This window comes from Ruegeria sp. S263, from assembly GCF_056780525.1.
Genome location: NZ_CM165558.1, coordinates 1546907 through 1568007 on the forward strand (window position 1 = coordinate 1546907; position 21101 = coordinate 1568007).

The 21101-nt window shown below is 59.5% G+C and carries 20 protein-coding genes; 10 read left to right on the forward strand and 10 right to left on the reverse strand.

What is annotated here, in order from left to right; all coding sequences use genetic code 11:
* Window positions 1-44 precede the first annotated feature (44 nt).
* The 6 genes from ACT2B1_RS07760 to ACT2B1_RS07785 form a co-directional block, all read right to left on the reverse strand.
* The gene (locus ACT2B1_RS07760) at window positions 45-1349 is read right to left on the reverse strand and encodes an NAD(P)/FAD-dependent oxidoreductase (protein WP_481668896.1); all 1305 of its coding nucleotides are present in this window, start codon (window positions 1347-1349) and stop codon (window positions 45-47) included.
* Between the two features lie 9 nt (window positions 1350-1358).
* Entirely contained in the window at window positions 1359-2717 is a 1359-nt protein-coding gene (locus ACT2B1_RS07765; protein WP_171122103.1) for a glutamine synthetase family protein, read from the reverse strand.
* A complete protein-coding gene (locus ACT2B1_RS07770; RefSeq protein WP_171122104.1) occupies window positions 2717-3397 on the reverse strand; it encodes a type 1 glutamine amidotransferase in 681 nt (226 codons plus the stop codon). Before ACT2B1_RS07770 ends, ACT2B1_RS07765 begins: the two co-directional genes overlap by 1 nt.
* Window positions 3398-3456: 59 nt before the next feature.
* Entirely contained in the window at window positions 3457-4776 is a 1320-nt protein-coding gene (locus ACT2B1_RS07775) for a glutamine synthetase family protein (RefSeq protein WP_481669010.1), read from the reverse strand.
* A 110-nt stretch (window positions 4777-4886) separates the two neighbouring features.
* On the reverse strand, window positions 4887-7073 hold the full coding sequence (locus ACT2B1_RS07780) for a xanthine dehydrogenase family protein molybdopterin-binding subunit (RefSeq protein WP_481668897.1): 2187 nt from the start codon (window positions 7071-7073) through the stop codon (window positions 4887-4889).
* Window positions 7074-7076: 3 nt separating this feature from the next.
* Window positions 7077-7541 (reverse strand): (2Fe-2S)-binding protein, encoded by a 465-nt coding sequence (locus ACT2B1_RS07785; RefSeq protein WP_171122106.1) that lies wholly within the window; start codon window positions 7539-7541, stop codon window positions 7077-7079.
* Between the two features lie 141 nt (window positions 7542-7682).
* On the opposite strand from ACT2B1_RS07785, the gene ACT2B1_RS07790 reads away from it, so the two are divergent.
* The 5 genes from ACT2B1_RS07790 to ACT2B1_RS07810 all read left to right on the forward strand — a co-directional run bounded on the left by ACT2B1_RS07790 (window position 7683) and on the right by ACT2B1_RS07810 (window position 11874).
* Entirely contained in the window at window positions 7683-8285 is a 603-nt protein-coding gene (locus ACT2B1_RS07790; RefSeq protein WP_171240554.1) for a TetR/AcrR family transcriptional regulator, read from the forward strand.
* 156 nt (window positions 8286-8441) lie between these two features.
* Entirely contained in the window at window positions 8442-9476 is a 1035-nt protein-coding gene (dusA, locus tag ACT2B1_RS07795) for a tRNA dihydrouridine(20/20a) synthase DusA (RefSeq protein WP_171240555.1), read from the forward strand.
* 31 nt (window positions 9477-9507) lie between these two features.
* Window positions 9508-10332 carry a sulfite exporter TauE/SafE family protein gene (locus ACT2B1_RS07800; RefSeq protein ID WP_171122109.1) on the forward strand — a complete coding sequence of 275 codons (825 nt, stop codon included), beginning with the start codon at window positions 9508-9510 and terminating at the stop codon, window positions 10330-10332.
* Window positions 10329-11111, forward strand: coding sequence for a hypothetical protein (locus tag ACT2B1_RS07805; RefSeq protein WP_481668898.1), 783 nt, complete (start codon window positions 10329-10331; stop codon window positions 11109-11111). The genes ACT2B1_RS07800 and ACT2B1_RS07805 overlap by 4 nt, the downstream gene beginning before the upstream one ends.
* A 34-nt stretch (window positions 11112-11145) precedes the next feature.
* The gene (locus ACT2B1_RS07810; RefSeq protein ID WP_171122111.1) at window positions 11146-11874 is read left to right on the forward strand and encodes a SpoIIAA family protein; all 729 of its coding nucleotides are present in this window, start codon (window positions 11146-11148) and stop codon (window positions 11872-11874) included.
* A 254-nt stretch (window positions 11875-12128) separates the two neighbouring features.
* Here the strand turns inward: ACT2B1_RS07810 and ACT2B1_RS07815 are convergent, their stop codons facing one another.
* The 3 genes from ACT2B1_RS07815 to ccmI are packed head-to-tail and all read right to left on the reverse strand — an operon-like array spanning window position 12129 to window position 14068.
* Entirely contained in the window at window positions 12129-12362 is a 234-nt protein-coding gene (locus ACT2B1_RS07815; RefSeq protein ID WP_171126486.1) for a DUF1289 domain-containing protein, read from the reverse strand.
* Between the two features lie 15 nt (window positions 12363-12377).
* Complete coding sequence (gene ruvX, locus ACT2B1_RS07820) at window positions 12378-12842, reverse strand: Holliday junction resolvase RuvX (protein ID WP_171122113.1); 465 nt, start codon at window positions 12840-12842, stop codon at window positions 12378-12380.
* Complete coding sequence (gene ccmI / locus ACT2B1_RS07825; RefSeq protein WP_481668899.1) at window positions 12839-14068, reverse strand: c-type cytochrome biogenesis protein CcmI; 1230 nt, start codon at window positions 14066-14068, stop codon at window positions 12839-12841. The genes ruvX and ccmI overlap by 4 nt, the downstream gene beginning before the upstream one ends.
* 196 nt (window positions 14069-14264) lie before the next feature.
* On the opposite strand from ccmI, the gene ACT2B1_RS07830 reads away from it, so the two are divergent.
* The 4 genes from ACT2B1_RS07830 (at window position 14265) to ACT2B1_RS07845 (ending at window position 19532) form a co-directional block, all read left to right on the forward strand.
* Window positions 14265-15509 carry a sarcosine oxidase subunit beta family protein gene (locus ACT2B1_RS07830; protein WP_171126488.1) on the forward strand — a complete coding sequence of 415 codons (1245 nt, stop codon included), beginning with the start codon at window positions 14265-14267 and terminating at the stop codon, window positions 15507-15509.
* A gap of 76 nt (window positions 15510-15585) precedes the next feature.
* Window positions 15586-15915 carry a sarcosine oxidase subunit delta gene (locus ACT2B1_RS07835; RefSeq protein ID WP_171122116.1) on the forward strand — a complete coding sequence of 110 codons (330 nt, stop codon included), beginning with the start codon at window positions 15586-15588 and terminating at the stop codon, window positions 15913-15915.
* Between the two features lie 43 nt (window positions 15916-15958).
* Window positions 15959-18973, forward strand: a complete 3015-nt coding sequence (locus ACT2B1_RS07840; protein WP_481668900.1) for a sarcosine oxidase subunit alpha family protein — start codon at window positions 15959-15961, stop codon at window positions 18971-18973.
* Window positions 18966-19532 carry a sarcosine oxidase subunit gamma gene (locus ACT2B1_RS07845; protein ID WP_481668901.1) on the forward strand — a complete coding sequence of 189 codons (567 nt, stop codon included), beginning with the start codon at window positions 18966-18968 and terminating at the stop codon, window positions 19530-19532. Before ACT2B1_RS07840 ends, ACT2B1_RS07845 begins: the two co-directional genes overlap by 8 nt.
* Before the next feature lie 102 nt (window positions 19533-19634).
* On the opposite strand, the gene ACT2B1_RS07850 is transcribed toward ACT2B1_RS07845, so the two are convergent.
* A complete protein-coding gene (locus tag ACT2B1_RS07850) occupies window positions 19635-20402 on the reverse strand; it encodes an FkbM family methyltransferase (RefSeq protein ID WP_481668902.1) in 768 nt (255 codons plus the stop codon).
* A gap of 99 nt (window positions 20403-20501) precedes the next feature.
* On the opposite strand from ACT2B1_RS07850, the gene ACT2B1_RS07855 reads away from it, so the two are divergent.
* Entirely contained in the window at window positions 20502-21101 is a 600-nt protein-coding gene (locus tag ACT2B1_RS07855) for a superoxide dismutase (RefSeq protein WP_171122120.1), read from the forward strand.

Consider the following 21101-nt stretch of genomic DNA (forward strand, 5'->3'; position numbering starts at 1 on the left):
TCTTCATTCGCCCTTACGGCGAAATTTCACCAATCTGTCGTAAATCAAAGGCCCAGCCGGTCCCGCAGCGCAAACCATGTCATCGCCAGCACCAGCAGGGGGCTGCGCAGGGCGGCGCCCCCTGGGAAGGGTAGGGTTGGGACGCGGGCCATCGTGTCGAACCCTTCGGCCTGCCCTTGAATGGCCAGCGCCATCAATTGCCCTGCATGGGTCGCAGTTCCAACGCCGTGACCAGAGTAACCCGAAGCTGACAGGATATTGGGCGCAACCCGCGTCAGATAGGGCATCCGCCGCATGGTGATAGCCAGCGTACCACCCCAGGCATAGTCGATCTTCACATCGCGCAGATGCGGAAAAATCTCGACCATCGGTTTGCGCACCTTGGCGGCGATGTCGGACGGGAAGCGATAACCATAGCTCTCGCCGCCGCCAAACAGCAGCCGGTTATCGGCGCTAAGGCGGAAGTAGTTCACCACGAATTTCGTATCGGCCACAGCGACGTCGCGCGTCAGCACACGAGCGGTGTCAGTGCCCAATGGTTCAGTCGCTGCGATGAAATTGTTGATCGGCATGACCCGCGCGGCGACCTTGCCGCTCAGGCCGCCCAAGTATCCGTTGCAGGCCAGAATGACGTGATCCGCGGTGACCTTGCCCTGTGCGGCGTGAACGACAACGGGAGCGGTTTCCTCGATCCCCGTCACCTCGGTGCTTTCATAAATCCGCACGCCCGCTTTGGCTGCGGCTTGCGCCAGACCCAAAGCATAGTTCAGCGGGTGCAGATGGGCGGCCCCCATATCCAGATAGCCTCCGCGATAGGCAGGCGAGGGGCATAGGCCATGACCCGCGCCTTCGTCCAGCAGCTCCATCTGGTCATAGCCATAGCGGTCGGACAGATGCGCCGCGTGGTCGTGCAGCTCCTGCTGTTCGCCGGTGCTGAGGCCCAGAACGGCAACGCCCGGTTTCAGGTCGCAGTCGATCTGGTGCTTGGCGATCAGGGATTTGACCAGCGCCTTCGCGTCTTCGGCCAGATCCCACAGCTTGGCGGCGTCGTCATCGCCCACCAGTCGCTCAAGATCTTCCTGATCCATCCGCTGTGCACTGCCCAATTGACCGCCATTGCGACCCGACGCGCCGAAGCCCACGCGATGCGCCTCAAGCAGGGTCACGCGGAATCCGGCTTCGGCCAGATGCAGCGCAGCGGACAAACCCGTGTATCCGCCGCCGACCACGCAGACATCCGCCTTTTCGTCGCCCGCCAGAACAGGAAAACGGTCGATCGGATTGGCCGTGGCCGCGTACCAACTGGCCGGGTATTCGGCCTTGCGGTCGTTGGAATAGAGCAGGTTCATCGCAATGCCTCAGACATTCAGCAGCAGATGCTCACGCTCCCACGGAGAGATAACCTGCAGGAATTCTTCATACTCGGCGCGTTTGACGATGCCATAGACGCGGGCAAACTCGGGGCCCAGAACCTTGTGCAAGGCGGTCGCCTCATCAAACAGGTCCAGCGCATTGCCCATGACCTGCGGGATATCGCCTTCGCCTTCGTAAGCGTCGCCATAGAACTGACGGCGTGGGCGTTCCTGTTGAACCAGTCCCAGATAGCCGCAGGCCAAAGACAGGGCGATGCCCAGATAGGGGTTGCAGTCCATCCCGGCGATGCGGTTTTCGACCCGGCGCGCTTCGGGGCCGGACAGCGGCACGCGGATGCCGGTGGTACGGTTGTCGCGCGCCCATTCCAGATTGATCGGAGCCGCATGGTCTTTCACGTAACGGCGGTATGAATTCACATAGGGCGCCATCACTGCCAGCCCCGAGGGCAGGTGGTTCTGCAACCCGGCGATGAAGTGATAAAACGCGTCCGTCTCACCCCCTTGCGGGCCGGAAAAGATGTTCTGCCCGGTTTCCATGTCGATGATCGAGTGGTGGATATGCATGGCCGAGCCCGGCTCATCCACGATCGGTTTCGCCATGAACGTGGCAAAGCAGTTATGGCGCAGCGCGGCCTCGCGGATCAGGCGTTTGAAGTAAAATACCTCATCCGCCAGCTTGACCGGGTTGCCGTGGCGCAGGTTGATTTCCAACTGCCCAGCGCCGCCTTCCTGCGTGATGCCGTCAATCTCGAACCCTTGGTGTTCGGCGAAATCATAGATGTCGTCGATCACCGGGCCAAATTCGTCCACGGCAGTCATCGAGTATGCCTGACGCGCCGCCGCCGGACGGCCCGAACGCCCCATCATTGGCTTGATGCCTTGCGCGGGGTCCACGTTGGGGGCGACCAGAAAGAACTCCATCTCGGGCGCCACGACCGGTTTCCAGCCCTTGTCGTGATACATCTGCACCACGCGTTTCAGCACGTTGCGCGGGCTGAACGGGATCGGGTTATCATCGCGGTCATAGGCGTCGTGAATCACTTGCAACGTCCAGTCGCCAGTCCACGGCGCGGCCGATGCGGTCGAGAAATCGGGTTTCAGGATCATGTCCCGCTCGATAAAGCCGTCCTCGCCCGCGGCCTCACCCCAGTCGCCGGTGATTGTCTGGTAGAAAATGCTGTCGGGCAGGTGGAAATAGGTTTGCTTGGCGAATTTCGAGGCTGGCACCGCTTTGCCCCGCGCAATACCGGGCAAATCCGAGATGATGCATTCAACCTCGTCCAAACGCTGACCTTCGATATAGGACTGTGCTGCCTGTGGTAGTTGATCTTTCCAGTCGGCCATCAGGCCCTCTCTTTCTTCAAAAACTCCGCCATGAATTTCCCGATCTTGGGGTTGTCGTCGTTGGCGGGCAGGCGGTTGGTCGCGGCCTGCATTAACTCATCTGGCACAAGACCTTTACCACGCGTGTCCATCAAACCCTTGATAAACCCGTCGCCGTATTCCGGGTGGGCCTGAACGGTCCAAATTGAATCACCATAAGCGACCATGGCGTTCTGGCAGAAGTCGTTGTTGCCGGTCACGCGAGCGCCGTCGGGCAGGGCAACCACCTGATCCTGATGCCACGCGTTCAGCGTAACGGTCTGCCCATCCAGGTCATAGTCGGTGCGTCCTACCGCCCAGCCACCTGTGAACTTTTCAACCTTGCCGCCCAAGGCTTGCGCAATGATCTGGTGGCCAAAGCAGACCCCGATCAGTGGCTGGCCCTTGTCGCGGATCGCGCGGATCAATTCTTCCAGCGGCGGTATCCACGCATGGTCCTCGTACGCGCCATGACGCGAGCCGGTGATGACCCAGCCATTGGCTGCATCGGTGCTGTCGGGGAACTGCCCGTCCACCACGTTGAAGGTTTCAAACGTAAAGCCGTTGCCACCCAGCAGGGTACGGAACATGCCGTCATATGTGCCGAATTCTGAACGCAGCTCATCGGGGGGGTGGCCGGTTACAAGGATGCCGATTTTCATGGGTCACCAAATTTGATCAAATTTATTCTAGCCGACCGCGCCGGGCCGGGCAAGAGGGGTCAGACGGCTTCGACATAACTCAGCCAGTGGTCCTCGGGCGGGCGCTCGGCAAAGCGGCGGATTTCCTGCCGTTTGGTCATCGCCAGAAAGCGGATCAGATCGGCAGGGAAGATGCGCGCGACATGTGGATCGGATTCAAAGACGGCGACGGCGGCCTCCCAATCGCTGGCCAGTTGCGGCAGGCCGTCAATGTCGTAGGCGTTGCCGGTGATCGGCGCTGGCGGCTCGGTTGCATCATCGATCCCGTTCATTGCTGCCCCCAAAACGGCGGCCAGCATCAGGTAGGGGTTGATATCGCCACCCGCGACGCGATGCTCAATTCGGCGGGCAGCGGGTGCGCCGCCGGGAATGCGCAGGGCGGCGGTGCGGTTCTCATAGGCCCAGCTTGCACCAGTGGGCGCGTGGGCGCCGGGCACAAGTCGGGTATAAGAATTGCCGTGCGGCGCAAAGATCAATGTGCTGCCGGGCATCGCCGCCAGACATCCCGCGATGGCGTGGCGCAACGTATCTGTCCCCTCGGGGCCGCCATTGTCAAAGACGTTCTGGCCGGCCTGATTGACGACCGAGAAATGCACGTGCATCCCATTGCCTGCATCGTCAGCATAGGGTTTGGACATGAACGTCGCGGTGAACCCGTGTTTGCGCGCTAGCCCGCGTGTCAACACCTTGAAAAGCAACGTATCATCAGCGCAGCGCATTGCGTCCTGATGGTTCAGGTTGATTTCGAACTGGCCAATACCGCTTTCGGATATGGCGGTCTGGGCGGGGATGCCCATCGCGGCGCAACCATCATAGAGGTCGGTGAAAAACGCATCGAACGCGTCCATCTCGGCCATGGACAGCACCGCCTCATCCACCAGCCTACGCCCTGTCAATGGGTTCAGCGGCGGCTGCGGTTGCGCGCCGGACGAATCCAGCAGCGTGAACTCCAACTCGGTCGCCGCGATCACCGACCACCCGCGCTGGGCGTATCGGTCCAGTACCGCGGTCAGCGCGTGACGGGGATCCCCAGCAAAGGGTGTGCCGTGGTCATCATACAGACACATGGGTACCAGTGCGGTGTCTACATCCAGCCATGGCATCGGAACGGGGTCGCGCTCGGTCGGCAGCAGCACGCCATCGGCATCACCGGACTCAAAAACCAGCGGGCTACCGTCAATATCCGCACCCCACAGGTCCACGATTAGCGCCGAAAACGGCATCCGAACCGAACCCTTTTCCAGCTTGTCGGCGTAAGAGGGAGGCACGCGTTTGCCCCGCAGTTGACCGTTAAGGTCACAGGCTGCAACGCGAAAACTGTGCAAGGCGCTCAGGTCCATCGGGGTCTCCATCACTCTGGTTTCCCGAGGTGTAGTCGACGCAAAGCGTCTTGTCACGAAATTTGATCAAATTAACCCCGCGCCGAGAGGAGAAGGCGCGGGGTTTGGCGTCAAACGAAGTTGATGTCGTTTTCGGCCATCGGATGCGAGGCCACAAGAGTACCCGTCATCGCGTGGATGGCATTGGCCAGCGCCGGTGCCGAAGGAGGCGTTCCGGGCTCACCGACACCCGTCGGTGCCTCCGCCGAGGGTACGATGTGTACGTCGATGGCAGCGATGTCGCCGATGCGCAGCGGTTCGTAATCCGGGAAGTTGGATTGATCGACTGCCCCGCTTGTCAGCGTGATCTGATCGCGCATGACATGGCCGATGCCATAACCGATGCCACCTTCCATCTGTGCCTTAACCACATCGGGGTTCACCGCAATGCCGCAATCGACGGCGCAGGTGACCTTTTCGATCTTGATGCCACTTTCCGCATCGCCCGAGATTTCAACAACCTCAGCCGCATAAGACCCAAAGGACTTATGCACCGCGATCCCTTGCGATCGGCCAGCAGGTGCGTTGCCCCAACCGGCTTTTTCAGCGGCCAGTTTCAGAACAGCCGCCTTGCGCCGCTGATCGGGGTTGGTGTCGTCGGACAGGTGGGCCAGACGGAACTCGATCGGGTCACGGCCCACAGCCTCAGCGACCAGGTCCATCATGGTCTCCATCGTATAGGCCGTATGGGTGTGCCCCACCGAGCGCCACCACAGAACAGTGGTTGCTTTGGGCGTGTCGGTCAGGCCCAGCGCCATGCCGGGGATGGCATACGGGCTATCGGCCACACCTTCGACCGAGCTGTGATCGACACCGTCATGGACCAGCGCCGCCTCGAACGCAGTGCCCTTGATCACCGATTGCCCGGCGATCTGGTGCTGCCATCCGACGATGTTGCCGTCCGAATCCAAACCCACGCGGACCTTGTGACCGAAAGCGGGGCGGTAATATCCGCTGCGGATATCGTCTTCGCGTGTCCAGACCAGTTTAACCGGGCGCGAGCGGTCGGTGCCCACAAAGGCCAGCGCCGCTTCGACCTGATAATCCGCATCAGGTGTGGCACGGCGGCCAAATGATCCCCCGGCCAGCATGGTCTTGATGTGGATTTTCTCAGGCGGCAATTGGAAGATTTGCTGGTAGGCCATATGCGGACCGGTCGGCATCTGCGCACCGTCATGCAGGACAATGTCGCCCTCAGCGGTTTGTTCAATAGTGCAGTTCAACGGCTCCATCGGGGCGTGGGCCAGCAGCGGGAAGTAGAAGGTCTTTTCGACCACCTTATCCGCCCCGTCGATGGCCGCCGAAACCGCCGCCACGTCTGCCTTGTTCACGTTGTACGTGGGCTCAGAATCCAGTGCGGCCATGATCTCGGCCTTGATCTGATCCGAGTCGCGGGTCTCACCGCCTGACATGTCCCATTCGACCTCAAGCGCGTCGCGCGCTTGAATGGCAGCCCATGTGTCTTCGGCATAGACCGCAACACCCGCTTGATTGGGCAAGATGGCGGCATTGATATAGCCTTTGACCTCTTTTGACGCGTTGTCGTCAAAGCCTTTGGCGATACCGCCCTTGGATTCGGGGCGCTTAATCATCGCGACCATCTGGTTGGGCAGATGCACATCCATCGCATACATGGCCTGACCATTGCCCTTGATGGCCGAGTCCTTACGGCGCACGGATTCGTTGCCAATCAGGCGGAATTCGGACGGATCTTTAAGGCGCGGCTCGGCAGGGGCCTCAAGCTGCGACGCCGCAGCAACGAACTCTGCAATCGGTGCGGATTTGTCACCGGCCTTTACAATGCCTTCCTCGATGGCGATGCCCGATGCGTCCACGCCCCAACTTTGGGCGGCGGCATTGATCAGCATCTCGCGCGCGGCGGCACCGGCCTGACGGTATTGCAGCCAGGAATTCGCCATCGCGGTCGATCCGCCTGTGCCCTGGAACGGACCGAACAGCAGGTTGTTATAGACGTTGGGATCAGAGGGCGCGAATTCGTATTCGATCTGATCCATGGTCAAGCCGATTTCCTCGGCGATCAGCGTCGGCAGGCCGGTGGCCGGGCCCTGACCCTTTTCAAAGTGTTTGACGATGGCGGTTACAGTGCCATCGGCGTCGATCTTTACGAACGGGTTAAACTGCGTGGTTTCGGACGAGGCTGCCGCCAGCGCGCCATCGGGGCGTGCGCCGACCAGCAGCACGGCACCGGCCGCAGCGGCGCCTTTCAGAAATCCACGGCGTGAGGTGTTGATGGTCATTGATCAGGCCTCCAGAATCTCGGACGCGCGCTGGATTCCGGCGCGGATACGTTGATAGGTGGCGCAACGGCAGGCGTTGCCGGACATGTATTCGTCGATCTCTTCGACCGACGGCTTGGAGTTCTCGGACAGCAGCCCGACTGCGGACATCACCTGACCTGACTGGCAATAGCCACACTGGACCACATCCAGTTCGACCCAGGCCTGCTGGACGGCCGCGCCGATCTTGTCGTCGCCCACGGCTTCAATCGTGGTGATCTCGGCATCTTCGACGTCTTCGATATATGTCTGGCAAGAACGCACAGGCTCGCCATTCAGATGCACGGTGCAGGCGCCGCACGACGCAACGCCGCAGCCGAATTTGGTTCCGGTCAGCTTAAGCTCATCCCGGATCACCCACAGAAGGGGCGTGCCGGGTTCGGCGTCGACCGTGTGGGTCTGGCCGTTCAATTTCAAGGTCAATGACATGAGGGGGATTCTCCATGTTGGGCTGGTTACCCGAGTCGGTAAACTGGCGGGTTTACCGTATGCGACAAATTCTACTCTGTAAACCCACCAGTTTACGTAGAGTTTGACCTCGATCTGTCAATGGGACTATAGCTATGAAATATGAATGACGTCAGCGCGCCGAATGCGGCCAAACATGCTCAGATCATCGAAGCAGCGGTTTCCGAGTTTCAGGACAAGGGATTTGCGGCGGCCAGCATGGATCGTATTTCCCTGCGGGCCGAAGTCTCTAAGCGCACGTTGTACAAGTACTTCGAAAGCAAGGAAAACCTGTTTCGCTCCATCGTGTTAGAGCTATCCAACAGGTTCGCCGGAGTGCAGGATGTTCGCTATCAGAAAGGCCGCGATATCCGAGAGCAATTGACTGAGCTGGCATGGGCCGAAGGGCGCATTCTGATGTTGCCCGAGGTCATGGCCATGTCGCGGATGGTGATCAGCGAAACCTTGCGCAACCCTGATTTGGCGGCCGCGGCACAGGGCAAGCTGGACAAGACCGCGATTTTCGCCGCCATGCTGAAAGACGCCGCAGATGACGGGCAATTGCGGATCGAGGATCCTCAGGCCGCAGGGCAGGAGTTTATCGGCCTCATCAAAGCCAAGGCGTTTTGGCCGATTATTTTTTCCGGTGACGTTCTGAACAAGGACGAGATGGAGGCCACCATCAACAGCAGCGTTGACATGATCCTTAGCCGTTACGGGGTTTGACAGTTTCGATGTCTCAACCGGCGGCCCCGCCGGAGAGTGTGCTAAGCATTTACCCGGCTGTTGTCATTCCGTGTGGCGTTTGATCCCGAAACAGTGGTAGACGGCAATCTTGGAAACGGATCGTCTTGTTCAGGTTCGTGACGAAAGTCGGGAAAGATGTCGGACGTAAAAAAGACCCAAAAGCCATCGCAAGCTGAGATTTGGCGCGCGGCGCGACTGTCGGTTGCGCCGATGATGGACTGGACCGATCGGCATTGCCGTTACCTGCATCGGATGCTCAGTTCCCAGACCTTGTTGTACACAGAGATGGTCACCGCCCCCGCGTTGGTGCGTGGTGGGGCGTTGCATTTATTGGACTACAACCCACAAGAGCATCCCGTTGCGCTGCAACTCGGTGGGTCTGACCCTCAGGAACTGGCACAGGCCGCACGTTTGGGCGCTGAGGCCGGGTATGATGAAATCAACCTGAATTGCGGCTGCCCCTCGGATCGGGTGCAGTCCGGCACGTTCGGTGCCGTGCTGATGAAAGATCCGGCTCGCGTTGCGGAATGCGTGGCCGCGATGCAAGAAGTGGTTGATGTCGAAGTTACCGTCAAGTGTCGGATCGGGGTCGACGAACAAAACCCGGAAGAGGTACTGCCCGAATTTCTGACCGCCATCCGTGATGCAGGGTGCAAACGCGTGACGATCCACGCGCGAAAGGCGTGGTTGCAGGGGCTTAGCCCTAAGGAAAACAGGGATATTCCACCGCTGGACTATGATCTCGTCCACCGAATGAAGGCGGATTTCAACGCGCTTCACATCTCGATCAACGGTGGGATTGCCACGCTGGAGCAAGCGCAGGCCCATCTGGATGCTGGGCTGGATGGGGTTATGATCGGGCGGGCGGCGTATCACCAGCCTACCGAGATTCTGGCCGGGGCAGATCATCTAATCTTTGGGTCGGGCCAAGTGGCTGATCCGGTTGATGTCGTTCAAAAAATGGTGCCCTATGTTGAACGGCACCTTGCCGAAGGTGGCCGTTTGCACCAAATCACGCGTCATATGCTGGGCCTGTTCGCCGGGCGTCCCGGCGCACGGGCTTGGCGGCGAACTTTGTCCGAAGGCGCGGTGCATGAGGGGGCTGGGTCCGAGGTTATGTTGCAGGCGCTCGAGCGCGTTGCGCCTTTGGCCGAGGCGGTGGTGAACTAGGATACGGCGATTAGGCCGGTATGGGGGAAGAATGCCCGAGACGATGTTGCTGGCCCAGATGTTGGGCCTTTTGCTTGTGATCGGGGCGCTGGCCGGTGTGCTGGCCGGATTGCTTGGCGTGGGGGGCGGCATCGTTCTGGTTCCGGCCTTTTTCTATGCTTTTCAAACGCTCGGGTATGGTGGGCCGCAGTTGATGCAATTGTGTCTGGCGACCTCGTTGGCGACGATCATCGTGACCTCGATCCGCTCGGTTCTGGCACATAACAAGAAAGGTGCCGTGGACTGGGATATCCTGCGCGGCTGGGGGCCGGGGATCGCCGTGGGTGCCGTTATTGGCGTGATGGTGGCGTCCGCGCTGCGGACCGAAGCGCTTCAGGCTTTGTTCGGTGTTCTTGGGATGGTCATTGGCGCCTATCTGGGGTTGGGTAAGTCTGAGTGGCGTTTGGGCGATGCCATGCCCAAAGGTGTCCGCCGGGCCGTTCTGTCGCCCAGCGTTGGGTTTCTGTCTGTATTGATGGGGATCGGTGGGGGCAGTTTTGGCGTTCCGCTGATGAGCCTGTTCAACACGCCCATTCACCGAGCCGTGGCAACGGCAGCCGGGTTTGGTGTGATCATCGCGGTTCCGTCTGTTCTTGGGTTTCTGTTTCTTGATATCGCGCCCGAGCATCGGCCCCCGCTGACGATCGGTGCGGTCAATCTTGTGGCCTTTGCGATTGTAGTCGCTATGACGATGATCACGGCTCCTTGGGGGGTGAAACTGGCGCACGCGATGGACCCGAAACCTCTGAAACGGGTATTCGCTGTGTTCCTGACACTTGTCGCCCTGAATATGCTGCGCAAAGCACTGGGGCTGTGAGTGATTTTTGGCAATCGGGTTGGGTGAAATTCCCCTTTGATCCAGCCCTTGCGGATTGGGCGACGCATGCCCTTCTCGCTGCGCGCGGTGCGATTTCGGACCCCGCCCATGCCGAGTGGCTGGATTGTGAAGGCACGTGGTTCATCGGTGTGGATGCGCTGGAAAATGACGAAAAGGGCAGGGTCGATCAGTCCGGGGATCTGTCCGGGACTGCCATGGATTTCACCCGTGAACATTACGGCGACTTGCCACTGCACAAGGGACAGGTTTCGGTCATTTATCCCGGCTACCCGCGCCCACGGCGCGGTGAAAGCGACGCGGCTGGTCGGTACAGGTTGAATCGCGATGCCGCCCATGTGGATGGGTTGCGTCCAACGGGCCCCGATCGTCGGCGGCGTGTGGATGAGCCACATGCCTGGATTCTTGGCATTCCCCTGACCGAGGTCAGTGATAACGCGTCGCCCATGGTTCTGTGGGAAGGCAGCCATAGAATTCTGGGGCCCGCGTTCGCCAAGGCGTTGCAAGACACGCCAAAAGAAACAATGCACGAAGTCGATATCACTGACATCTATCAGGCCGCCCGCCGCGAGGTGTTCGAGATGTGCCCCCGTATCGAACTGCCTGCCAAGCCGGGCGAGGCTTATCTGCTGCACCGTCACTGTCTGCACGGCGTGGCGCCATGGCCTGACAGTGCTTCGGCAGGCCCGGATGGACGGATGATCGCCTATTTTCGCCCCGAATTCACCGATGGTGTAGCCGCTTGGATAGAATCCCCGTAACCTCCGGCCATTGTTCAGGTTAGGAGGTTTTTCGATGATGACGATCCATACGAATTCAGATGGTGCCTTGATCGAAGTTGAATTGTCGGGCGAAGTCACCAGCAGCGATTACAATGACACGCTTATTCCAGCTATCGAAGCAGCCTTGGCCGAGCATGACACGGTTCGTCTGATGGCCGTGGTTCAGCCGGAATTCAAGGGATACGACATCGGAGCCGCCTGGTCGGACACCAAGCTGGGACTAAGCCATTGGCGCGGGTTTGACCGTATTGCGGTAGTGGCCGATCAGGGTTGGGTGCAGACGAGCGTTCGGTTTGCTGCCCCGATCATGCCGTGCCCGATGCAGGTGTTCGAGCTTTCCGAGATCGAATCTGCCAGACGTTGGATGCGCGAGTCGCTCGGCTCGATCCACGTGACCGATTTGGGCGGTCCCTGCGTGCAGATCAGTCTGTTGGGCAAGCTGGATCCAGAGGAATATCAGAAGGCCGAGGCGAACCTGGACGGTTTGCTCAGCGCCAAAGACGGTTTCCGTTTGCTGATCGACCTGCGGGAATTTGACGGGTGGCAGGGATTAACCGCGTTAGCGGCACATTTCCGTCTTGCGCGCGGGCACGTTGGTATGCTCGACCGGGCCGCTATTGTTGGCGACAAAGCCTGGCAGCATCTGGCGCAAAGAGTCGCCAGTCATATTCTGGGGGCAAGGACGCAGTTTTTCCCGTCGGAAGAGTATCAAAACGCCAAATCCTGGCTGTCGGCTGGGTAACGGGGCAACCAGTTCAAACCGCGATGCCTTTTGACGTTCAGTAAGACGTATTGTGTCCTTATTTTTGTTGATTGATGAGTCAACAACGGCCTATGTTGCTGGTGTTTTGCCGTGATACCACTGCGGGAAAACACCAAAGCTGAAGAGCGCTGCCTCGGGTTGCCACACACTCGACATACGTCGCTGGACTTTACCCCCTCGAAGTTCAGACCGACCCGCGGCAGCGCAGGCTCAGCCAGACCAAGCGGGCAGTTTCAGGATTTGTTTAATCGGGCCGAGCGACCGCCGCGGCGTTTGGCAAGTTGAGGCTTGCGGGAGGGCAGGGCCTCCATGATCTCGGCGCGTTCCGAGCTGTCCATTTTGGACCAGCGCGAGATTTCGTCGATGGTGCGGTAGCATCCGGTACAGATACGCTCGGTCGGGTGCACGACGCAGATCTGGATACAAGGGCTTTCGACCTCATTCCTTTTCCAAACCATGTTCGTCATTGGCGTATTCCGATCCTAAAGAAAGCGCAGCCTGTCCAGCGCTCCTTGCAAGATATAACCAGCAGCGACGTGATCAATAACCTGTCCGCGACGTTTTCGTGTCGTATCCGCCTCTAACAGTGCTTTTTCTGCTGCAACTGTGCTGAGGCGTTCGTCCCAGAACCCGATGGGAATATCCGTCAAACGCGCCATGTTTCGCGCAAATGCACGTGTAGATTGGCAACGCGGACCTTCCGAACCGTCCATGTTCTTGGGCAGCCCCAACAAAAGTCCACCAATTTCGCGGTCTGCGATGAGTTCCAGAAGCCGGGCTGAATCCAGCGTGAATTTCTTGCGCCGCACGGTTTCCAGCGGGCTGGCAACACCGCGCATTCGGTCGGACACCGCGACACCGATGGTCTTTTCCCCCAGATCAAGCCCCATCAGGGCGGTCATGGGGGGCAGCGATGCAGCAAAGTCTTCGAATGCGTCGTGGATCATTGCAAAATTCCGGCTCGTTGAGCAGCAGCAGAAAGAGTTTGCAGCGCGCCTTCGTTACCTGCGAAAACGGACAGAGACTCTTCATAGATGGCTACCGCGCGGTCCCGATCTCCGACTACGCCGAGGGCATTGATCAATCGCGCCCATTCTTCGGGCGCGCCGCCCTCGGTTGCCAGTCGATCCGACAATTGGTTGATCATCCCGCGGATCATCTCCTGACGTTCTTCGGCGGACAGTTCTGCCGCGGCGTCGATGTCATCCTGACTGGGGCCTGAAGGCGTTGAAGCAGAAGGGATGTCCGGAGGATTGAAGACACCTGCCCGAAACGCGAGATCATCCAGTTGCGCGCGAATGGCGTCGGCCCAAGGTGCCCCTGCTGGGGAATCCCGCAGGGTGTCCACCCATATGCGGTAAGCGATATCTGGACGCCCTAGCTGTGCCATCATTTGCCCCAAATAATACTGCGCCGGGCCGTGCCGGGGATCGCGGGACAGGGCTTGTCTCAGCGCCTCTTCCGCCTCGGGCGAGACATATCCATTTGCGGCCAGAATCATCATTTCGGCCAGGTGTGAATAGGCGTCTGCCGACGCTGTCGAACCAGACAGCTCAATGACGCGCTCCTGCGCCTTGTAGGCCGCAGAAAAGTTACCTGCATTCGACTCGTGCTGCGCCAAAAGAACATGACCCTGCAGGTCATCGGGCCGTTCCGCCACGGTGTCGCGCAATTGTTGCAACAAGGTGGCATAGCTTTCGTCCAACTGTGGCCGGGGTGCAGATGGCAAATCCGCTTCGAACTCAGATTGGCGGGGACGTTCTGCGCGCAAAACCTCGGCTCTTTCTATGCGTTGCGCCAAGGGCTGGTCTGGCAGACCGGCGGCCCCTGTCTGTCGATACATCCACGCGCCGCCGCCAACCAGCGCGGCTGCCACCACGACAATCGCAACACCCGTGGCCCAGCGGGGTGCGCCGCTTTGCGTCGTTTGTTTCTGCATCTGTGCGTCGGCTGCCAAAATGCGTCGCGAAATTTCCGTGCGGACGCGTTCGGCATCGGCCTGAGCGATTACTCCTCTGGCAAGATCGCGATCAACGCTGGCAAGCTGTTCGCGATAAACGCGCAGGTCGTATGCCGCGGCCGGCTCGCGCGTTTTTTGTCCACGCAGCATCGAGTAGCCAAGAAACAACGTGATCAGCAAAGCTGTCAGAATTATAAGGGCCCAGAAGGTCATTGTATCTCCAAGATGGCTGCTCTGACTTAGACCTCTGCACCGCCAGAAAAAAGGGACAAATGGCCGCGAACCGACTTCATGTCGCAATAATTGGGGCTATGTCGCAATAGTGCGATATTACGGCGTTGCGTGGCAGGGGACTATTGTAGTTACACGGCATATCTTTGGCCAATCACCGAACCGGATGGATTCGCTTATGAAACACTATTCAGCCTTTGCTGTGGCGCGCGAAGCGTTGCGCTATCACACCGGATGGGAACGCGCGTGGCGTTCGCCCGAGCCCAAGAAGAAATACGACGTCATTATCGTTGGCGCTGGTGGTCATGGTCTGGCTACCGCGTATTACCTGGGCAAGAACTACGGCATCCAGAATGTAGCCGTGATCGAAAAGGGCTGGCTGGGCGGTGGCAATACCGGCCGGAACACAACCATTATCCGGTCGAACTATCTGCAAGATCCTTCGGCGGCGCTGTATGAAAAGGCGCGCGGCTTGTATGAGGACCTGAGTCAGGACCTGAACTATAACGTTATGTTCAGCCCACGCGGCGTGATCATGCTGGCGCAGACTCAGCACGAAATTCGCGGTTATCAACGCACGGCGCACGCAAATGCTCTGCAAGGCGTAAAAACTGAGTGGATTGGGCCTGAGCGCGTCAAACAGTTGGTCCCGATCATCAATCTGGACGGCCCGCGTTATCCGGTTCTGGGCGGTCTGTGGCAGGAACGCGGTGGCACCGCGCGTCACGATGCGGTGGCCTGGGGCTATGCCCGCGCGTGTTCGGCCATGGGCATGGACATCATCCAGCAATGCGAAGTCACTGGCGTACGTCAGGACAACGGTCGCGTTATTGGCGTCGACACCACCAAGGGTGCGATCGACTGTGAAAAGCTGGGCATCGTGGTCGCGGGACATTCCGGTCAACTGGCTGAGATGGCCGGTTTCCGTCTGCCGCTTGAGGCCGTGGCGCTGCAAGCGCTGGTGTCCGAGCCGATCAAACCCTGCATGGATGTGGTCGTGATGGCCAACACCGTTCACGGCTATATGTCGCAATCCGACAAGGGTGAGATGGTGATCGGTGGCGGCACCGACGCCTATAATAACTTCACTCAGCGCGGTTCGTTCCACCATATCGAGGAAACCGTGCGGGCGTTGGTCGAAACTTTCCCGATGATCTCGCGCCTTAAGATGCTGCGCCAGTGGGGCGGGATCGTGGACATGACCGGCGACCGCTCGCCAATCCTGTCCAAGACACCTCTGCAAGGCTGCTTCATCAACGCGGGCTGGGGCACCGGCGGCTTCAAGGCCATTCCGGGCTCGGGCTGGGGTATGGCTCAGCTGATGGCCACGGGCCATTCGCCGCTGACCGAAGCCTTCACGCTGGATCGTTTCAAAGAGGGCCGCTTTATCGACGAAAGCGTTGCCGCCGGGGTGGCGCACTAAGGGCATTGTCCGAGGTGACCACAACACAGAATACAGGTCGGCCCATGTGCCGACCGACCGACAAAAGGATGAACACATGCTGATCCTGAATTGCCCCTATTGCGGCGTCGATGCCGAAGAAACCGAACTGGCGGCTGGTGGCGAAGCGCACCTAAAGCGCTTTGGCCCCGGCTCGTCGGATGATGATTTCCACGACTACCTGTTCATGCGTGAAAACCCCAAGGGCGTTCATTTGGAACGCTGGCGCCATGCAAATGGCTGCGGCAAATGGTTCCACGCGGCGCGCTGCACAAACACGCTTGAGGTGTTCGGCACATATTCGGCGCAGGTGTCTGAACCGCCGCAAGAGATCAAGGATGCCATCACCGCCAAGCGTCCCGGCTGGACCTGGAGAGAGTTCGAATGATCCGCCCAGCCAACAATAACTCCGCCTGCGAAAGGTCCGCAACATGAGCACCCGTCTCGCAAATCAAGGCCGGCTGATCGACCGGTCGAAACAGGTTACATTCACCTTCAACGGCACCTCGATGCAGGGCTATGAAGGCGATACTCTTGCCTCGGCCCTGCTGGCAAATGATCAGATGATGATGGGCCGGTCGTTCAAATATCACCGTCCGCGCGGCGTTGTTGCCAGCGGTGCCGAGGAACCGAACGCTCTGGTCGGTTTGGGGCAGGGTAATCGGTTCGAGCCGAACCAGCGCGCCACCACGACCGAGCTGTTCAACGGTCTGACATCCGTGTCGCAGAACCACTGGCCGAACCTCGAGTTCGACATCGGGTCGATCAACACCTACCTTTCGCGCTTTTTGCCTGCCGGGTTTTATTACAAGACGTTCATCCACCCCAAGCCCTTCTGGAAGCACGTCTACGAGCCGTTCATCCGTCAGTCTGCCGGATTGGGCAAAGCGCCCGACAAGGACAGCCGCGATGCGGACACCTATGAGCATTTCTATCACTTCACCGATGTTCTAGTGATCGGCGGTGGTGTGGCCGGTCTGCAGGCGGCCAAAGCCGCGGCTCAATCCGGAGCCAAGGTCTTGCTGATTGAACAGACCGCCCATTGGGGTGGCCGCGCTCCGGTTGATGGCGGCACCATTGATGGCGCGCCTGTGGATAAGTTCGTGGAACAATTGGTTACTGAACTAGAAACAATGGACAACGTCATCCTGCGCAACCGCTGCATGGGTGCGGGTGTCTACGACCATGGGTATGCGCTGGGCTATGAGCGTCTGACGGACCACAAGCCGGGCACCCAAGGTCCGCGCCACCGCCTGTGGCGCGTCCGCGCGAAACAGATCGTGACAGCCACCGGCGCGATCGAGCGTCCGCTGTCCTTCGCGGGCAACGACGTGCCGGGTGTCATGTTGGCCTCGGCCATGCGCGACTATGTTGTGAACTGGGGCGTGACCCCGGGTGAGCGTGTGATTGTCGCCACCAATAATGATGACGCTTATCGCACAGCCATCGCCTTGAAGAAGGCCGGTGTAGACGTGCTGCGCGTGGTCGATGCGCGCGACACGGCTGGTCCGCTGGCGGATGAGGCGCGCGAACTGGGTATCCGTGTCGACCCCGGCAAAGCGATTGCCAAGGTCAAGGGCGGCAAGCGTGTCAAGAAAGTTGCCATCTGTAATCAGGAAGGCATCGGCGGCGCGCGCGAAGAGGTTGAATGCGACGCGGTCGCCATGTCGGGCGGCTGGTCTCCGGTCGTGCACATGTGGTCGCATTGCGGCGGCAAGCTGTTCTGGGATGATGCTAACGCGCATTTCCGCCCCGATCCGTCGCGCCCCCCGCTAGGGGCCGATGGGGAAGGGTTCGTGCTGGCGGCGGGGTCGTCCAACGGCCCGCTGGCGCTGGGCGACGTTCTGACCGACGCAGATGCGGCGGGCAAGGCAGCAGCCAAGGCGGCTGGTTTCACAGCGAAACGCACCAAGGTACCGGTGGGTGAGACTACGGCCGAAGCTCCGATGGCCGCCGTCTGGCTGATGCCTGCCAACGCCGAGATCGGGCTGCGGATGAAGTCGTGGCTGGATTTCCAGAACGACGTCAAAGTATCCGACGTTCAACTGGCGGCGCGCGAAGGTTACGAAAGCGTTGAACACACCAAGCGTTATACCACACTGGGCATGGCGACCGACCAAGGTAAGTTGAGCAACATCAACGGCTTGGCGATCCTTGCTGATGCGCTGGATTCGGAAATTCCGAAGGTCGGCACCACCACGTTCCGCCCACCCTATACGCCTATCTCTCTGGCGTCGATCGGTGGCGAGGGACGCGGTGAGGTATTCCAGCCGATCCGCCAAACCCCGATGCACAACTGGCACGACAAAAACGGTGCCGATTGGGAGCCGGTCGGCCATTGGCGCCGGACCTATGCCTATGTCCGTCCCGGTGAATCTGTGCATGACGCCGTGAACCGCGAGGTGAAGAACACCCGTGAAAACCTCGGCCTGCTGGATGCTTCGACTCTGGGCAAGCTGATCGTCAAAGGTCCTGACGCGGGCAAGTTCCTGGACATGATGTACACCAACATGATGTCTACGCTGAAGGTCGGCAAATGCCGCTATGGCCTGATGTGTTCCGAGAACGGCTTCTTAATCGACGACGGTGTTGTCGCGCGTATCGACGAGGACACGTGGCTGTGCCACACCACCACCGGCGGGGCCGAGCGTATCCATGGCCACATGGAAGAATGGCTGCAGACCGAATGGTGGGACTGGAAAGTCTATGTCGCCAACGTGACCGAGCAATACGCTCAGGTCGCCGTGGTTGGCCCCAATGCCCGCAAGGTGTTGGAAAAGCTGGGCGGCATGGACCTCAGCAAAGAGGCGCTGCCGTTCATGGAGTGGCGTGACGGGAAGATCGGCGAATTCGATTGCCGTGCCTATCGCATCTCGTTCTCGGGCGAGCTGTCCTATGAGATCGCAGTTCCTGCGAGCCAAGGGCAGGCGTTCTGGGATGCGTTGATGCAAGCAGGCAAAGAGTTCGGTGTGATGCCTTATGGCACCGAATGTCTGCACATCCTTCGCGCCGAGAAGGGCTTTATCATGATCGGGGACGAAACTGACGGCACCGTTATTCCACAAGATTTGGGGCTGCACTGGGCGCTGTCTAAAAAGAAAGAGGACTATCTGGGAAAACGTGCCCATTCGCGGACCCATATGGCCGATCCCGAGCGTTGGAAACTGGTGGGGCTTGAGACTGTGGATGGTTCTGTCATTCCCGACGGTGCTTACGCAGTGGGCGAAGGCGTCAATGCCAACGGTCAACGCAACATGATCGGACGCGTGACCTCGACCTATTACTCGGCCAATCTGGACCGAGGAATTGCGATGGGACTGATCAAGTTCGGCCCGGACCGGATGGGCGAGATTGTCGAGTTTCCGGGAACCGACGGCAAAATCTATAAAGCCAAGATCGTCGATCCGATCTTCTTCGACAAAAACGGGGAGAAGCAGAATGTCTGAACCCATCAGCGCATTGAACCACGCCAGCTATGACGGCATCGCCAAGGTCGCGGAATGCGGCCTCCAGGGGATGATAACGCTGCGCGGCGATCTGTCCGATAAGGTGCTGGTCAAGGCCGTCAAGGACGCCACTGGACAGAAAGTACCCGGCCAGCGCGAGGCGTTCGTCGACGGGGACACTGGCGTTTGCTGGATGTCGCCGGATGAGTTGCTGGTGCTGGTGCCTTATGCCCAGGTGAACACAAAACTGGCTGCGATGACCAAAGCACTGGGCAGCAAGCATTCGCTGGCGGTGAATGTCTCGGATGCGCGGGCGGTGTTCAGCATTTCGGGCGCAAATGCGCGCGAAGTGTTGGGTAAACTGGCCCCGGTTGAGTTGTCAGCCGAGGCCTTCCAACCCGGTCAGATCCGCCGTTCACGTCTTGCGCAGGTGGCAGGGGCGTTCTGGATGGACGACGCCGAAACCTTCCGCGTGGTTTGTTTTCGCTCGGCCGCAGATTACGTTTTCAAGCTGCTGAAAGTTGCCGCCCAACCGGGCAGTGAGGTGGGCGTTTACTGAACCTGGTTTCGGTCTTGAGAGCTGGGTGAGGGGGCTTTGCCCCCTCGGCCTTGCGGCCTCACCCCCAGGATATTTTTAGCCAGATGAAGAGCGGATCTCTGGTCAGGGTTTTGTGCTGAACAGGAAAGTGGGGAACTGGTTCAGGGCGCGGTTTCCGGTGAGGATCGACGCCCCGGCTTCGCCGGTGAACGGATCCTGACACTGGTCATAGAAGGCCAATGTGTCGGCCAGTTGTTTCATCGCGGGTGCGCGGTTTTCCGCGTCGAGATAGGGCGCGTGGGTCGACAGCAGCAGGGCGGGGTTCGTGGCCTGTAACCACGGGGTTAAAGACGGCAGGACCGGGTATTCGGCACCTTCGATATCCATTTTTACCAAAGCAACGTCCGACAGATCGACGGCGGTTGCGAATTGATCCCAGCCGATCGTCATTGCATCTGTTCCGTGGCCGCCGTCATGCAGTAGGGACGATGTTGAATCGCCAGCCTCGCCATGGGCGGACGCCATGCGCGTCACGCCGAACCCATCCGACAGGGCGATGCTGAAAGCCGAGACGTTTCGGATGTCGTTCAGATGCAGGTTCCAGACCAGATGACGGTAGGCGACGGGGTCGGGTTCAAAACACCAGACATGCCGGGCGCGGCGTGCGGCATAGAGGACAGTGGGACCAATCCATGCGCCGATATCCAGATAGTCGCGGTTGGGCGACAGGTATTTGTCCAGTACCTCAAAGGTCTCGGGCTCCCAATTGCCTTGGGACGCCTTGCGCCAGAATTTCGAATGGTAGGGGTCCAGACGGAACCGCTCGCCGTTCAGATTGCCCGCATAGTACCCGCGGGCGCGGTAAAACATCTTGCGCGCCTGCGTCAGCATCGCGGACCTCCGGGTTTTCTTGTCTCTGCCCTTGACCTATCGGCGTAGCCAAAGCATTTAACCTTGGGAACCGCAACTTACATTTAACAGGGGGCCGACATGGCTTTTGAACTTCCTGATCTTCCTTATGCACATGACGCGCTGGCAGCCAAGGGTATGTCCGCGGAAACATTGGAATATCACCACGACCTGCACCACAAGGCCTATGTCGACAACGGCAACAAGCTGATCGCAGGGACCGAGTGGGACGGCAAGACGCTGGAAGAGATCATCGTTGGCACCTATGACGCGAACGCTGTCGCCCAGAACGGCATCTTCAACAACATCAGCCAATTGTGGAACCACAACCAGTTCTGGGAGATGATGGGCCCCGGCAGCAACGCAATGCCCGGCGAGCTGGAGAAGGCTCTGACCGAAAGCTTCGGCTCGGTTGACGAATTCAAGTCGCAATTCAGCGCCGCTGGTGCCGGTCAGTTCGGCTCGGGCTGGGCATGGCTGGTCAAGAACGCGGACGGCTCGCTGGCTGTCACCAAGACCGAAAACGGTGTGAACCCGCTGTGCTTTGGTCAGACCGCGCTGCTGGGTTGCGACGTGTGGGAGCACAGCTACTACATCGACTTCCGCAACAAGCGTCCGGCTTACCTGTCGAACTTCCTCGACAATCTGGTGAATTGGGAAAACGTCGCTTCGCGGATGTGA